The following is a 14,374-nucleotide window of genomic DNA, read 5'->3' as shown; positions in this document are numbered from 1 at the left end:
TTTACTATTAGTTTACCAATATTTACATAAAGATTTTAGCTTCTTTTAAATTTGTTTATGAAAGCTAAAATAAAAAAGCTAACCCTATACAAGAGTTAGCCCCATCTAATCTAATTAACGGTTCCTTCAACCAACTGCTTCAACCTATCAAACATCTGGCTCCAGCCTTCCTCAGTTTGAGTTCCGAATTCAGCTAAATTCTTTTTTGCATCTTCATCCGACCAGCCCTCTTCATGAGGCACAACGATTTCTTGGGTGAACAGCATTTCGGTCGCTTCCCTTACCTCGGAAATTGTGACTCTGACAATATCTACTGCATTGTTGAACTGCGGCAGCTCAAATGTAAAAACCAACTTGTTCGGCTGTCGGATTTCTTGGTACTCGCCAATTGCCCGGTAGTCCGTTCCGTCGCGATGGTCGACGATTTCCCACATGCCGCCTACTTGCAAATCGTTTTTCACCAGTTTATTTGTAGCTTCTGATGTAAACAGCCATTTCTTCATCCCCTCTGGCCTTACCCATGCTTCAAAAACCCGCTCTGGCCTCGCCTCAAAACGCCTTGCCATTGAAATCATAACCGTAGAAGTAACATTCATCAGCCTCATCCCTCTTTCAGCTAGTTTATAAAAGAATTTTTTAGTAACATAGAAACCTGCGCATTCCATAACGTATAATTTCTTTTCGAAAAACAAGATCGGCAAAAACCTTTTAAAAACATTCATCGATTGGGCAGATGCAAACTATAGCACAAAGATCTCCTTAGCCGTTCTTGAAACCAACAAACCGCTTAGCTGCTTTACTATACCCTTACCCATTTTCTTCTTGAAACATACCGAAAGAACTGGAATAAAACAGAAGTCAGGCACAACAGAAAAAAGGCTGGACTTTTACATCTAGCCTTTTTCCATTCAATTATTTTATATTAAATTTTTTAACATCCGCACCTGCTTAATTTTACTTTTCTGTTCCTCCAGAGAAAGTCTTCCTCGACCGTTAAGTAAAAAGCTTCTTGCCTAGTTTTTATATTTCGCAGAACGCACTTTTCCGCCATGTTTCTTACTACATCAAACCGAAGGCCATAAGCCCGCTTCAGCACGTAATAAAGAATGATTTTAATAATTTCTTCTGTCAGGCCTTTTATCCTTAATTCTTCAATAAGTTTCAAATCTATATCTCTTATCGCAAACCCTTTATTTTTTTCTATCAGCAATGTCTCAGGTGTAAAAGAAGATAGATAGTTCATAACTTCCTTATCCGTCATTTTATCCCTCCACGTCTTATAGCAAACAGATTTTTTTAATCTAAGTTGCTTTTACCACGAAATTATCCCTATCCACCTATTATACATAACAATAGTCTTTATACCTAACGTTTTACCGTTATTAGTTCTTTTAAATCTAAAACTTATATATAATTTATTGGAGAAAAGACCTCTTTTATATAAGTAAAAAAGCGAGTCCATAATGGACCCACTTTTCTCAATCTTATTTTATGCATACGCCAGTTTTTCTTGATAAAAGAATAAACTTTTACTTCAATAGTCTATTCAACGAAATAGCTATCCAAAACTTTAGACTCTTAGTAAGCCACGAAATCCTCTGGAAGCGTAATAGGAATCTGCCCCGTTATGATATACGAAAACATGCCCATAGCGATAATCGCAAAAAAGGGCCCCGCCGCGTTCTCTTATATCAGCAGGTGTCTGTATCCAGCTCGATGTTTTCTTATCAAAAACTTCAAGTTTCTGCAGTTCTCTATATTGTTCTTCACTCAATAGATCGATTCCCATAGCAGCAGCCATGTCAACAACACTATTTTCAGGTTTGTGTTTTTTTCGGGACTCTAGCGCTTCACGGTCGAAACAAACACTTCTTCGTCCTTTAGGGGTTTCTGGGGAGCAATCACAAAAAACATATTCATCTTTCTTAGCATCATAATCCACGACATCCGGCTCTCCGCCTGTTCTTTCCATTTCACCCAGCGACCATAGCTTGTCGGCAGCATCTTCCAGCTTTGCTTGGATTTTGTCCCATACAAACCCTTCATGACGATGTATGTTTTTTTCAAAACGGGCCTTCAACGTATTGATCAATTCTTCGTGCTGTTCTTGCGTCAGCGTTTTTTCTTCAACATTTGCCATACTAATTCCTCCCTTGTCGTTTTTACTGTTGGACAATGCACCAAAGACCATATCAACTGATTAATTGCCTTGTTTTTATAAAAGCTTAACTATTCCCTATTTAAGTATATCTTTTTCCGATTAAGAAATAAAAAAGAGTTAACGTAAATGCACGTTAACTCTTTTTTATTTAACTAAAGATTATTCAACTGTAACCGATTTAGCCAAGTTGCGTGGTTTGTCAACGTCGCAATCGCGGTGAAGCGCTGCAAAGTAGCTGATCAACTGCAACGGGATAACTGCTACTAACGGCGAAAGCAATTCATGGACTTTTGGAAGCACTAAGCTGTCGCCAGCTTCTTGCAAGCCTTCCATGGAAATGATGCATGGATTTGCGCCACGTGCTGCCACTTCTTTGACGTTACCGCGAATGTTCAAGTTTACCGCTTCTTGAGTTGCAAGTGCGATAACAGGTGTACCTTCTTCGATCAAAGCGATCGTTCCGTGCTTCAACTCGCCTCCGGCAAATCCTTCTGCTTGAATATACGAAATTTCTTTCAGTTTCAATGCGCCTTCTAGACCAACGAAGTAATCCATTACGCGGCCGATAAAGAAGCAGTTGCGTGTAGTTGAAAGGAACTCGCTAGCGATTTGTTCCATCTCTTCTTTAGCATCAATTTGCGCCTGGATTGCGTTTGCTACAATACCCAATTCTTGCACAAGGTTAAAGCCAAGGTCGATGCCGCGCGCTTCTGCAGTTACAGCAGCCAAGATTGACAATACAGCCAATTGTGCTGTGTAAGCTTTCGTAGAAGCCACTGCGATTTCAGGTCCTGCATAAAGCAATAACGTATGGTCCGCCTCACGGGAAAGCGTAGAACCTGCTACGTTTGTAATTGTTAAAGACGTGTGGCCTAGTTCTTTGATTTTCACCAATACTTGGCGGCTGTCCGCTGTTTCGCCTGATTGCGAGATAAAGATGAACAACGGTTTTTCGGATAGAAGCGGCATGTTGTAGCCAAACTCGCTTGAAACGTGCACTTCTACTGGGATGCCAGCCATTTTTTCCAAGTACTCTTTGCCAATCAAACCAGCATGGTAGCTAGTGCCGGCTGCGATAATATGGATGCGGTCTGCTTCTTGCATAGCATCCAAAATTTCCGACTGGATGAACAATTTATCGTTTTCATCTTGGTAAGCTTGGACGATTTTACGGACAACTGCTGGCTGCTCGTCAATTTCTTTTAACATATAGTGAGGGTAAGTGCCTTTTTCAATATCGCTCATATCGATTTCAGCTGTGAATGGCTGACGGCTGATTTTTTCGCCGTCAAGCGTCAAAATCTCAACGCCTTCTTTGCGGACAATGACGATTTCCTTATCCATTAATTCAAGGAATTTGTCTGTTACTTGCAACATTGCCATAGCATCAGATGCTACAACGTTAAAGCCTTCGCCTAGTCCAACCAGCAACGGGCTTTTGTTTTTTGCTACAAAGATCGTTTCTTCCTCTTCTGCATCAAGCAATGCAATTGCATAAGAACCTTTCAGCAAAGCAAGAGTTTTGCTGAATGCTTCTTCTGTAGTCAAACCTTCTTCAACAAATTTGCCAATCAACTGTACGATGATTTCTGTATCCGTATCCGATTCCATTTGCACATCTGCCAAATAATCGCGCTGAATGTGGTGGTAGTTTTCGATAACGCCGTTATGAACCAATGTAAAACGTTCGTTTCCGTTTTGGTGAGGGTGAGCGTTTACGCGGTTTGGTTTACCGTGCGTTGCCCAACGTGTATGGCCAATCCCAGTTGTTCCAACCACGTCCTCTTCAACGATTGCGCGCAAATCTGCAATGCGCCCTTTTTCTTTGAAAACTGTAATGCCGCTGCCATTGCGGACAGCAATACCCGCTGAGTCATACCCGCGGTATTCTAATTTTTCAAGACCTTTCAATAAGATCTCTTTTGAATCATTTTCTCCAATGTACCCGACAATTCCACACATATTCCAATTCCTCCGTTTTCTATAAGTCCAATCCAAATGAGCGTTTGCAAAGCGCAAACACTTTTAGCGAGCCCATCCATCTCGTTGTCCAGCTGATCGCTCAACTGTTTTAAAGGTGAATATAACGACCGGGCTTCACGGCCGGGAGGTATCCGCCGAAATCTCGATACTCCTCCTCCTCGTCTACTAGGGACTGATTTGTCCATCCGATTTCCCCAGTACTGGCGCTTCAACTGTCTTCCTCGTACGCATTCCTATCCCCCTTTTTTAGCGACCTTAAACAGGTAAAGCCATCATACCTTTTTAATACAATTTCGTCAATAGAATCAAATAATTATTTAGGTACATTATCTTAAAAAACAATGAATCATTAGTTCAATATACCTTTCAATAGAAAAAGGTTGGAAGCAAAAGCTTCCAACCTGATTGTTTATATTAATTAGTTCCCATTTCCATGCGAACAACATTAGCAATTTGCTCGACATAGTTTTCACAGTCTTCCGAAGAAGCCGCTTCTACCATGACACGTACCAATGGCTCAGTTCCTGAAGGGCGGACAAGCACACGGCCGTTGCCATTCATTTCCCGTTCTACGTTTTCAATCACACCTGCAACTTTTTCATTGTCTGTCACTGCATGCTTATCAGTCACGCGAATATTGACTAACTTTTGTGGAAAAATAGTCATTTCAGCTGCCAATTCTGATAATTTTTTGCCAGTAACTTTCATAATGTTGACCAGCTGCAATCCTGTTAATAGCCCATCACCTGTCGTATTATAATCCAAGAAAATGATATGGCCGGATTGTTCTCCGCCTAAATTAAATTCATTTTTCTTCATTTCCTCAACAACATACCGGTCTCCAACTGCCGTCTTGTTGCTGGCGATGCCATGCGCTTCTAATGCTTTATAAAAGCCCATATTGCTCATGACTGTCGAAACGACTGTATCTTTTTGAAGACGGCCTTCTGAGTGCAAATGCTTCGCAATTATGTACATGATCTGATCGCCATCTACAATCTGCCCCTTTTCATCTACCGCAATCAACCGGTCTCCATCACCGTCAAACGCAAGGCCGATATCCGCATTTTTCGCAAGGACCATCTCCGCCAATTTTTCAGGATGTGTGGATCCGACTTTGTCGTTGATGTTCAAGCCATTCGGTGATGCACCCATTGAAGAAATGTCGGCGTCAAGATCGGCAAACACATGAGTCGCAAGTGAAGAAGTTGCACCGTGGGCACAATCAAGCGCTACATGGATTCCTGCAAATTCCTCGTCTACGGTTTGCTTCAGGTATTGAATATACTTTTGTCCGCCTTCGAAGTAATCGGTAACGCTGCCAAGGTCTCCACCAGTAGGACGAGGCAGAGCATCTTCATTGCTATCAAGCAATGCTTCAATTTCTGCTTCTTGGTCATCGGACAGCTTGAAGCCGTCTGAACCAAAAAATTTGATGCCATTATCTTCTACTGGGTTGTGGGAAGCTGAAATCATTACACCGGCTTCTGCGCTCATAACTCGTGTTAGATAAGCAACACCTGGGGTACTGATAACGCCCAAACGCATCACTTCAGCTCCTACACTCAATAAGCCTGCAAGCAGTGCACCTTCAAGCATTTCACCGGAAATCCTTGTATCACGCCCAATAAGCACTTTTGGTTTGTCTTTTGAATGTTTTGTTAAAATGTAACCGCCAATGCGGCCTAATTTAAATGCTAGCTCTGGTGTCAATTCGCTGTTTGCTACGCCTCGTACACCATCAGTTCCAAAATATTTTCCCATTTTTTTCTCTCCTTCAATCTCATTCTATAGAATAGTACTTCTTCTAAATCCACTTTTAAGGGTTCGATTCGTCCGCCACTTTAAGATCTCCAATGCCCTCAGGCAATTCAGCGTTCTCGTCTACTGTGACGTCCGCTTTCAAGATTGTATTGCCCGGCTTGACGGCAGTAGTGCCGGCTGGTGCCTTAAGTTCAACTTCCAGGTCTGTGTTTGTCGGGGTGATTGCGCCCGCTTCAATTTCTATTACATATTCTTCGACTTGATCTACTGCTGTTTTCGGTCCGTAAATTTCCACCGTTTCGATAGAACTAGTCAAGGAATCAATCGTCATCCCTTTTTGCGTTTCCCCATTTTGTTTAATAGTTACCGGCACTTCTTTACTGTACTCTTTTATACTAACATTTACACCCACAATGCCAGGGTCTATTGTAACATTTTCCAATTTTGTTAAATCATTCGCTAAAACACGAACATTAGCTTCTGTTGTAAAAGATTTGTCTAAATCTTGTTCACCAGTTACGGTAGCTTTTACGAAACTAATGGAGTCAATGACACTTTTAGGCCCTGTTACTGTTACGGTTTTCGGATTCACTTCCATACTATCTAACACAAATCCTTCTTTTAGCAAGCGCTCGTTTAATTCTGGTTCGATTTGAAATTCTTGGGTAACCCGCTCTTCAATCGTGACATTCACCACACTTGGATCAACTCTTACCCGAAGCTGTTCAGAAAGATTTTCTGTTTGAATCGGCACTTGATGTTCCCCAATCGGCAATTGCCGTAAATCAACAAAGAGCGTGAAATCCTTTATCTGGCGGGCGGTTTGTACAATGCTTGCTGGCCCAGTAATCGTCAGATCGACTGTTTCTGGCACTCCGCTGACTATCAAGCTTGTATTATCGTAGTAAACCTCTAATTTAACCCCTTCTAATTCTTCAGTCATTGTCGTCGTTTCAACCGGATTAGCCGCGTTGTCATCCGCTTTTACAGAAAAGAACAAAAGAAACGCTAACAACAGAGCAGTAATTCGTAAAAACCACGGGTTGTCCATCCATTTATCCATTGTTTTTCCCCCTCCATTTCCATAAGGAAGAAGCTGCCGGTAGTTGTTGGTTCTCGCCAAACCAAATTCTACGCAATTTTACTTCAAAGTCTTCAAGCGACAAGTTCCGGTGCAGGTCTCCATTCGCCGTCAAACTGATGGCTCCAGTTTCTTCCGACACGATAATGGTGATAGCGTCAGTTACCTCACTAATGCCAAGAGCGGCTCGGTGGCGCGTCCCAAGATCTTTTGAAATAAAAGGGCTTTCTGAGAGCGGCAAATAACATGCTGCGGCTGCAATGCGGTTTTTTTGAACGATGACGGCTCCATCGTGAAGTGGTGTATTGGGGATGAATAAGTTAATCAATAACTCTGACGTAATGTCTGAATTCATCGGAATGCCTGTTTCAATATATTCACTCAACCCAGTCTCGCGCTCAATTGAAACGAGTGCGCCAATTCGGCGTTTCGCCATGTAACTAACTGATTTGGACATCGCATCAATCAGTCGGTTGCGTTCGGATTCTTCGTTCAGTGTACTCGTTGAAAACAATTTGCCGCGCCCCAACTGCTCAAGCGCCCTCCGAAGTTCCGGTTGGAAAATAATGATAATTGCCAGGAACCCCCACTCCAACACTTGTTGCATAATCCAGCCGAGCGTTTCCAAATTCAGCGCTACGGTCACAAGACGCACTATGATGATAACAAATATTCCTTTTAGTAATTGAACGGCTTTTGTGCCTTTTATGACAGTGATCAATTTATAAACAACGAACCAAACTAATAAAATATCAACTATATTCACTAGCAGTTCGAGTGGTGTTTGTTGTGTTATATTATCCAAAAACGGCATCTGCAACCCTCGCTTTTCTACATCTGCATATAGAATAGTATAGCATAATAAAATCAGCTTGCCTTTATTGAAAAAACTCGCCCTTTTCAAAAGGGCGAGTTTTTTTATTCAGCTTGGGCGCTATTATTGTCGAAAATGGAAGCAGCTTCTTTTATGCCGCTTTTTATCGTATACCAGAGCCATTCAAACGCTTTATCAATTTCTTCAATTTCACCGGTAATCACACCGCTTGAAGCCATATACTGCCCATTGACGATGGTCACATCACCATGCAATTCACCTTCTACTCGCAAATCGCCATTCCGGATTGTCAGATCGCCGGTCACCGTCTTGCCTTCAGGCACTACGACCGTTTCCCCTTCAACCACTAAGTTTGGCTGCTTTGTAAAAGAAAACTGCTGGTCATTGTTGAAATTCGAGAATAGCATGGCACTGGTCATGATGCAAAACAAGGCCGCTGCCGTTAAAAGCGGGTGTTGCCTGAACCATCTTTGGATGTTGGCTTGCTTTTTCTCTTTCGGAAGCCGCGCCATCGTCTTTTGAACAAAATCAGAAGGCGCATGTATATGTGATGCACTTTGGACAAATGCAATCGTTTTGCTTAATTCGTGGTAAAGTTTCTGGCAATCGCTGCAGCTTTTCAAATGCTCTTTCAGCGTTGCCTCATCTGTTGAACTGATATCTCCATCTAAGTAATCGTTCATAAAATGGACGATATTCTCCGGACACGCTTTCATCGTGTTCGCCTCCTACAAATTGCTCAATTGCTTTCGAAGAGCTTCTCTTCCGCGGTGTATCCGTGTCTTCACCGTACCCAATGGCAAATCCAAGATTTCGCTGATTTCCGCGAGCGGCAATTCTTCGATGTACTTTAATACAATAGCGGCACGGTACTTATCTGGCAAGCGGCTAATTTCGTATTGCACCCGTTCTTGCACTTCCATCTGCATTAATTCTTCTTCTGGAAGCTGATCGTCATTTGCGATCTTCGAATACATATCCAAACCTTCCGCTCCGCGCACTTCCGCATCCAGATAGTAATCCGGTTTTTTCTTACGAATTCTGTCGATGCACAAATTTGTGGCTATTCGGTAAAGCCACGTCGAAAACTTTCGCTTTTGGTCGAACGTATGAATGTTTACATAAGCACGCATAAATGCTTCCTGTGCAATATCTTCTGCCTCGTGCTTGTTGCCAAGCATCCGATAACAGATTTGATAAAGCTGGTGCTGGTAGAGCTCCACAATTTCGGCAAAAGCGTTTTGGTCGCCTTTTATTACTTTCGCTATTCTCTTATTTACTAACGCATCCATGATTTCATTTCCCTCCGCCGTATGCGGCTGTCATTTATATACGGATTACTCGATAAAAAGTTTCAAAAAAATTTCTCCTTCTATCGTAACAAATATCAGATAGCTAAATCCATCTAAAATCTTACAATTTTTCTCAAATTAAAAGCTGGACAAATAAAATCGCCCAGCTCTCTCGATCCTCGATTCAGTAGAATAAAACACACAAAACAATGATCACAACTTTTTATCCATAAAAACGCTATTCGAGTCTTCCCTATAATCCGAGAAAGGTTCACAATAGCGGAAACCAAAACTGGCATAAAGCTTTCGCGCCGGCTCAAATGCTTCCATGGATCCTGTTTCCAGACTTAGGCGCTTATATCCCCGACGTTCAGATTCCTCAATGATGTGCTCAAGCAAAAACTTTGCGACGCCTTTCCGGCGGTAGGATGGACTTGTACGCATCGACTTTATTTCTCCATGATCACTATCCAATTCTTTAAGTGCTCCGCAACCGGCCAATCCATCCCCTTCCCAGGCGCTCCAAAATGTAATTTCTGGTTTTCGTAAGTTACTCAAGTCGAGCGCATGAATGCTTTCGGGCGGAGAGTGTTGGGCCATATCCTGCAAATGCTCTTCCAGCAAATCCGCTATTTCTTCACCAGATAAATCATCGATTCTAATTTTCATGGATCCTCCTCCTTGATTGCGTTAATACTTCTAGATAGAAGATCCATTTTCCTGTTACCTATGTATTCTATAAAACAAAAAAACAGGCTTTCGCCTGTTTTAAAGTAGTTTTTCTCCGAATAATGAACCCATAAGTGCAACAGCTACATCTGCCGTACGGTTTTTTTCATCTAAAATCGGATTTACTTCGACAAATTCCGCAGAAGTAATTATGCCTGCATCATGCAGCATTTCCATTGCTAAATGGCTTTCGCGATAGCTAATGCCGCCTGGAACCGGTGTCCCGACACCTGGTGTGTAGATAGGGTCGATGCCATCAAGGTCTAAAGACAGATGGACTGCATCGGTTTTCCGCTCTTCTTTCAAATAGCGGAGCGTATCTTCAATCACCGCACTCATACCCATTTTATCAATTTCATGCATGCTGTAAACTCGGATGCCAAGTTCTTTAATCAATTGCCGTTCGCCAGGGTCAACCGATCTCGCACCGATGATGACAATATTCTCTGGCTTTACCTTAGGCGAATATCCGCGGATATGCGTCAATTGCTCATGGCCAAGACCAAAACTTGCAGCAAGCGGCATACCGTGAATATTGCCAGATGGCGACGTATCGCTCGTATTCATATCAGCATGCGCATCATACCAGATCACGCCTAAATTCTCATGGCGCTCGGAAATGCCGGAAAGCGTTCCGATAGCAATACTATGGTCGCCTCCAAGAACAAGTGGGAAGTTCCCTGCTTCTGCCACTTCATGCACTTTATCGCCAAGTGCCGTGCTAGCATCTGTAATCGCTTTCAGATTACGCATGTTAGTAGCATATTCAACCGTTCCATCTGCTGGTCCGATTAAGATATCCCCTTCATCTGTCACTGTATGGCCAAGGCTTTCAATTCGCTCTACCACTCCTGCATAACGGATAGCGCTCGGTCCCATGTCGACGCCGCGACGATTTTGTCCGTGGTCCATTGGGACACCGATGATTGATATATTTAATTTGTTCACTATTATGTACCCCCTTACAAGTATGAATTCATTGTACTAGCAAAATCGTCTTTGGCTCAACTCGATATAATTACGCATATTTATGCAATTTTTCTATCAATTTCTTTTTAACCCCCTTCCATTCCGTATTAATAATCGAATACACCATTGCATCTCTTGGCTTACCCGTTGAACAGATTCGTTCATTGCGCAGAATCCCTTCTTTTACGGCGCCGATTCGCTCTAACGCCAGTTGCGAACGAAGATTCTCAGCATCCGTTTTGAATTGGACACGAATCATACTCAACTCTTCAAAACAATACGTTAATAACGCCAGTTTTACCGCAGTATTCACATGTGTCCGCTGTGCCGATTCTGCATAGAAAGTAGAACCAATTTCACAACTTTTATTTTTCTTGTCAATTGCATAAATGCGTGTAGTACCGATCACTTGCGATGTTTCCATACTCTCCACTACAAAAGAAAAAACATCTGGTTTGCCAAGACCTGATTCAAGCCAATTCACCAGTTGCTCGAACGTTTCTACTTTTGTTAGCATATGTTCAAATATTTCTGGTGTATAGAGATCCCAAAGCGACTGAAAATCCTCTTTTTCCATTAATCTCAGTCTCACATTCGATTGTTCCAATATCATATTCCTTCTCCCCTTTTAGCTAAAATATACAGCTTGAATCCGCCTTAGAAACTCTTGCTCCAATTCCCCCATCTCTTTTGTCAACAAATATGTTGAAACCACCGGCAATGGAAACAAGTCGAAATGTGCTTCCATCAGCCGCCCCTCGATTAATTCTCGCCGCACCATTGACCGCGGCAGAAAGGAAACACCAAGCCCCTCTTGGATAAAACGTTTTGCAATATATGCTTGCGTTACCTTCATCGTCCGTATCCCTGGAACCCGGATACGCAATTTCACGAGAAGTTCTTCCCAGAAAACTGGATGGTGATGCGTGAACAAGTAAGATGCCTCCAATGCTGCTTCCACAGAAACCGCTGGCCCTGTTTCATCGTCGTATGCGTCCCTCGGCAAAACAAACAGGATTGGATCGTCATAAGCCTTTTCATGTAAAATGTTTCGGCGCATTGAAGGCAATGCGGAAATCCCAGCAGACACTTCTCCTGCTTCTACCAGTTCTTCTATCTGTTCCGATTCTTCTATGCGAATCACGAGTTCCACGTCAGGATGATCCCGAGTAAAAGACTTCAAGATATACGGCAAAATGGTTTCCGCCATCAATGGGGAAATTGCCAGCGTCCATTTTTTTCGATAGCCTTGGGCAAATGCCAGGAGGTTTTCAACACTTTCATCTAGTTGAATCAGAATCCTTTCTGCATCTCCCTTAAAGTGCTTCCCCGCCTCTGTCAACGTAACCCGGTTCTTATCACGTTTGAACAAAGAAACGCTCAAACTGTCTTCTAACAGCCTAATATGGACAGTAACATTCGGTTGTGACATCAATAGCCGTTCAGCTGTTTTGCGGAAATTCAATGTCTCTGCTGCATCAACAAATGTCTTCAGCCAAGCAATCTCCATTCTCTCCCTCTTTTCAATTAATAAATTGAATTGTTCTAATTATATATCTTTAATTTTTATTATTAAAGACTAGAGGTATTCTTATAAAAAAGGAGGAATTAATATGTTTCAGAAAGGTTTGAAAGACGTAGTTGCTGTTCAGACAGGCATTTCTTCTGTAGATGGAGAGAAAGGGGAGTTGCGCTATCGTGGTAAACTGGTCGGTGAAGTGATCGAAGGAAAGTCATTTGAAGAAACTGCTTATTATCTATGGCATGGCAGATTTCCTTCTTCTGAGGAACTTGAAAAATTGACGGCGCAGTTGATTCAATACCGCCTACTTCCTTCTCACATCATTGATATGGCTAAGCTTTTGCCGCCAGGTACACCAATTATGGATAGCATACGCACGTTAGTATCTGCTTATACGCATTACGCTTTTGCAGCGCTGCCAACGAATGAACAAGCTATAGCTCTTACTGGTGCACTTCCCGTTTTGACCGCAATGGCATACCGACTTCAAATCAGCGCAGAAATTATCCGTCCGCAAAGCAGCTTCGGGCACACCGCAAACTATTTATGGATGCTTGAAGGCTTTGATCCAGCCCCGGCTCAAGTGGAAGCATTGGAAACATACATGAAACTGACGATGGAACATGGCATGAATGCCTCTACTTTTGCGGCACGTGTTACCATTTCCACCGAATCCGATTTAACATCTGCTATTACGTCGGCTCTCGGTACAATGAAAGGTCCGCTTCACGGAGGTGCCCCTTCTGGTGTAATTGAATTATTGAATGAAATCGGAGAACCTGAAAACGTCACACCAGTAATACTAAGCAAATTGGAAAAAGGAGAAAAAATTATGGGGTTTGGCCATCGCGTTTACCGAACCGAAGATCCTCGATCGATACTATTGCGCGAGAAATGCTTAGCACTTCAAGGAAAAGACTCATGGCTCGACCTGGCAGTCACAGCCGAAGCGGAAATTATTCGTTTGCTGAATGCTCATAAACCCGGACGTGCGCTTTACACCAACGTCGAATTTTATGCAGCCGCCATCATGCGCTCTATCGACATGCCGCCTGAACTTTTTACACCGACCTTCAGCATTGCCCGCATCGTCGGTTGGACAGCTCATGCACTTGAACAGCAGCAAGACAATGTCATCTTCCGACCGCAATCCGAGTACATTGGAAACTAAAAAAAGCCCGCATCCAAATGAATGGATACGGGCTTTTCACACATGGATAGTACAAATACACATGGAACAATGGAGCCTAGGGGGCTCGAACCCCTGACCTCGACGCTGCCAGCGTCGCGCTCTCCCAGCTGAGCTAAGGCCCCGCGCTCAACAGGCGCAAGGATGATAAAAATGAGCCATGAAGGATTCGAACCTTCGACCCTCTGATTAAAAGTCAGATGCTCTACCAACTGAGCTAATGGCTCACAATAAAAATGGCTGGGGTACCTGGATTCGAACCAGGGCATGACGGGATCAAAACCCGTTGCCTTACCGCTTGGCTATACCCCAATGCCATATATATAAAACTGGTGGTGGGGGGCAGATTCGAACTGCCGAACCCGAAGGAGCGGATTTACAGTCCGCCGCGTTTAGCCACTTCGCTACCCCACCGAGAATTTATGGTGGAGGATGACGGGATCGAACCGCCGACCCTCTGCTTGTAAGGCAGATGCTCTCCCAGCTGAGCTAATCCTCCACATAAATGAAAAAAATAATGGTGACCCCTACGGGATTCGAACCCGTGTTACCGCCGTGAAAGGGCGGTGTCTTAACCGCTTGACCAAGGGGCCATTATAAAATGTGATGCACTGCCTGTTTCAAAAGAAATCTTATAGGAAATCAAAAGCTTCCAACCGGGCTCGAACCGGTGACCTCTTCCTTACCATGGAAGCACTCTACCTGCTGAGCTATGGAAGCAAGGTAAAAGGTGTAGATAAAAATATAAAATAGCCCAGCGACGTCCTACTCTCACAGGGGGAGACCCCCAACTACCATCGGCGCAAAAGAGCTTAACTTCCGTGTTCGGGATGGGAACGGGTGTGGCCT

14 protein-coding genes, 7 tRNA genes and 1 rRNA gene are annotated in these 14,374 nt (G+C 43.1%); 1 reads left to right on the top strand and 21 read right to left on the bottom strand.

Going from position 1 to position 14,374, the window contains the following annotated elements:
- Window positions 1-110: 110 nt before the first annotated feature.
- The 13 genes from B0H99_RS07525 to B0H99_RS07460 all read right to left on the bottom strand — a co-directional run bounded on the left by B0H99_RS07525 (window position 111) and on the right by B0H99_RS07460 (window position 12,324).
- On the bottom strand, window positions 111-596 hold the full coding sequence (locus tag B0H99_RS07525; RefSeq protein ID WP_106533299.1) for an SRPBCC family protein: 486 nt from the start codon (window positions 594-596) through the stop codon (window positions 111-113).
- Between the two features lie 335 nt (window positions 597-931).
- Window positions 932-1,261 (bottom strand): hypothetical protein, encoded by a 330-nt coding sequence (locus B0H99_RS07515; protein WP_106533039.1) that lies wholly within the window; start codon window positions 1,259-1,261, stop codon window positions 932-934.
- A gap of 309 nt (window positions 1,262-1,570) precedes the next feature.
- Window positions 1,571-2,140, bottom strand: a complete 570-nt coding sequence (locus B0H99_RS07510) for a DUF4256 domain-containing protein (RefSeq protein ID WP_106533038.1) — start codon at window positions 2,138-2,140, stop codon at window positions 1,571-1,573.
- Between the two features lie 180 nt (window positions 2,141-2,320).
- Window positions 2,321-4,123, bottom strand: a complete 1,803-nt coding sequence (gene glmS / locus B0H99_RS07505; protein WP_106533037.1) for a glutamine--fructose-6-phosphate transaminase (isomerizing) — start codon at window positions 4,121-4,123, stop codon at window positions 2,321-2,323.
- Window positions 4,124-4,558: 435 nt separating this feature from the next.
- Window positions 4,559-5,908, bottom strand: a complete 1,350-nt coding sequence (gene glmM, locus B0H99_RS07500; RefSeq protein WP_106533036.1) for a phosphoglucosamine mutase — start codon at window positions 5,906-5,908, stop codon at window positions 4,559-4,561.
- A gap of 55 nt (window positions 5,909-5,963) precedes the next feature.
- Window positions 5,964-6,971, bottom strand: a complete 1,008-nt coding sequence (locus B0H99_RS07495; RefSeq protein WP_106533035.1) for a CdaR family protein — start codon at window positions 6,969-6,971, stop codon at window positions 5,964-5,966.
- Window positions 6,964-7,803 carry a diadenylate cyclase CdaA gene (gene cdaA / locus B0H99_RS07490; RefSeq protein ID WP_106533034.1) on the bottom strand — a complete coding sequence of 280 codons (840 nt, stop codon included), beginning with the start codon at window positions 7,801-7,803 and terminating at the stop codon, window positions 6,964-6,966. Before cdaA ends, B0H99_RS07495 begins: the two co-directional genes overlap by 8 nt.
- A gap of 104 nt (window positions 7,804-7,907) precedes the next feature.
- Window positions 7,908-8,540 (bottom strand): zf-HC2 domain-containing protein, encoded by a 633-nt coding sequence (locus B0H99_RS07485; RefSeq protein ID WP_106533033.1) that lies wholly within the window; start codon window positions 8,538-8,540, stop codon window positions 7,908-7,910.
- A gap of 12 nt (window positions 8,541-8,552) precedes the next feature.
- On the bottom strand, window positions 8,553-9,116 hold the full coding sequence (sigW, locus tag B0H99_RS07480) for an RNA polymerase sigma factor SigW (protein ID WP_106533032.1): 564 nt from the start codon (window positions 9,114-9,116) through the stop codon (window positions 8,553-8,555).
- A 213-nt stretch (window positions 9,117-9,329) separates the two neighbouring features.
- Window positions 9,330-9,785, bottom strand: a complete 456-nt coding sequence (locus B0H99_RS07475) for a GNAT family N-acetyltransferase (protein ID WP_106533031.1) — start codon at window positions 9,783-9,785, stop codon at window positions 9,330-9,332.
- A gap of 99 nt (window positions 9,786-9,884) precedes the next feature.
- Complete coding sequence (rocF, locus tag B0H99_RS07470) at window positions 9,885-10,793, bottom strand: arginase (RefSeq protein WP_106533030.1); 909 nt, start codon at window positions 10,791-10,793, stop codon at window positions 9,885-9,887.
- A 70-nt stretch (window positions 10,794-10,863) separates the two neighbouring features.
- A complete protein-coding gene (locus B0H99_RS07465) occupies window positions 10,864-11,427 on the bottom strand; it encodes a GNAT family N-acetyltransferase (RefSeq protein ID WP_106533029.1) in 564 nt (187 codons plus the stop codon).
- A 15-nt stretch (window positions 11,428-11,442) separates the two neighbouring features.
- Window positions 11,443-12,324: a LysR family transcriptional regulator gene (locus B0H99_RS07460; protein WP_106533028.1), complete on the bottom strand. Its 882-nt coding sequence runs from the start codon at window positions 12,322-12,324 to the stop codon at window positions 11,443-11,445.
- Window positions 12,325-12,427: 103 nt separating this feature from the next.
- Between B0H99_RS07460 and B0H99_RS07455 the strand changes: the two genes are divergently transcribed.
- Window positions 12,428-13,507, top strand: a complete 1,080-nt coding sequence (locus B0H99_RS07455; protein WP_106533027.1) for a citrate synthase/methylcitrate synthase — start codon at window positions 12,428-12,430, stop codon at window positions 13,505-13,507.
- Between the two features lie 70 nt (window positions 13,508-13,577).
- Here B0H99_RS07455 and B0H99_RS07450 read toward each other — a convergent pair.
- From B0H99_RS07450 to rrf, 8 genes are all read right to left on the bottom strand, one after another.
- Window positions 13,578-13,650 (bottom strand) — tRNA-Ala (locus B0H99_RS07450).
- Between the two features lie 29 nt (window positions 13,651-13,679).
- Window positions 13,680-13,752: transfer RNA gene (locus B0H99_RS07445), tRNA-Lys, on the bottom strand.
- Window positions 13,753-13,762: 10 nt separating this feature from the next.
- Window positions 13,763-13,837, bottom strand: a tRNA-Gln gene (locus tag B0H99_RS07440).
- A gap of 18 nt (window positions 13,838-13,855) precedes the next feature.
- Window positions 13,856-13,939, bottom strand: a tRNA-Tyr gene (locus B0H99_RS07435).
- 9 nt (window positions 13,940-13,948) lie between these two features.
- Window positions 13,949-14,024 (bottom strand) — tRNA-Val (locus tag B0H99_RS07430).
- Between the two features lie 19 nt (window positions 14,025-14,043).
- A tRNA-Glu gene (locus tag B0H99_RS07425) sits at window positions 14,044-14,118 on the bottom strand.
- A 54-nt stretch (window positions 14,119-14,172) separates the two neighbouring features.
- Window positions 14,173-14,245: transfer RNA gene (locus B0H99_RS07420), tRNA-Thr, on the bottom strand.
- A gap of 32 nt (window positions 14,246-14,277) precedes the next feature.
- Window positions 14,278-14,374: ribosomal RNA gene (gene rrf, locus B0H99_RS07415) — 5S ribosomal RNA — on the bottom strand; the annotation flags it as partial.

This window comes from Planomicrobium soli, assembly GCF_003014655.1.
GTDB lineage: Bacteria > Bacillota > Bacilli > Bacillales_A > Planococcaceae > Planococcus > Planococcus soli_B.
Note: the sequence above shows the minus strand (reverse complement) of the source record. Positions and strands in the feature narration are given on the sequence as shown.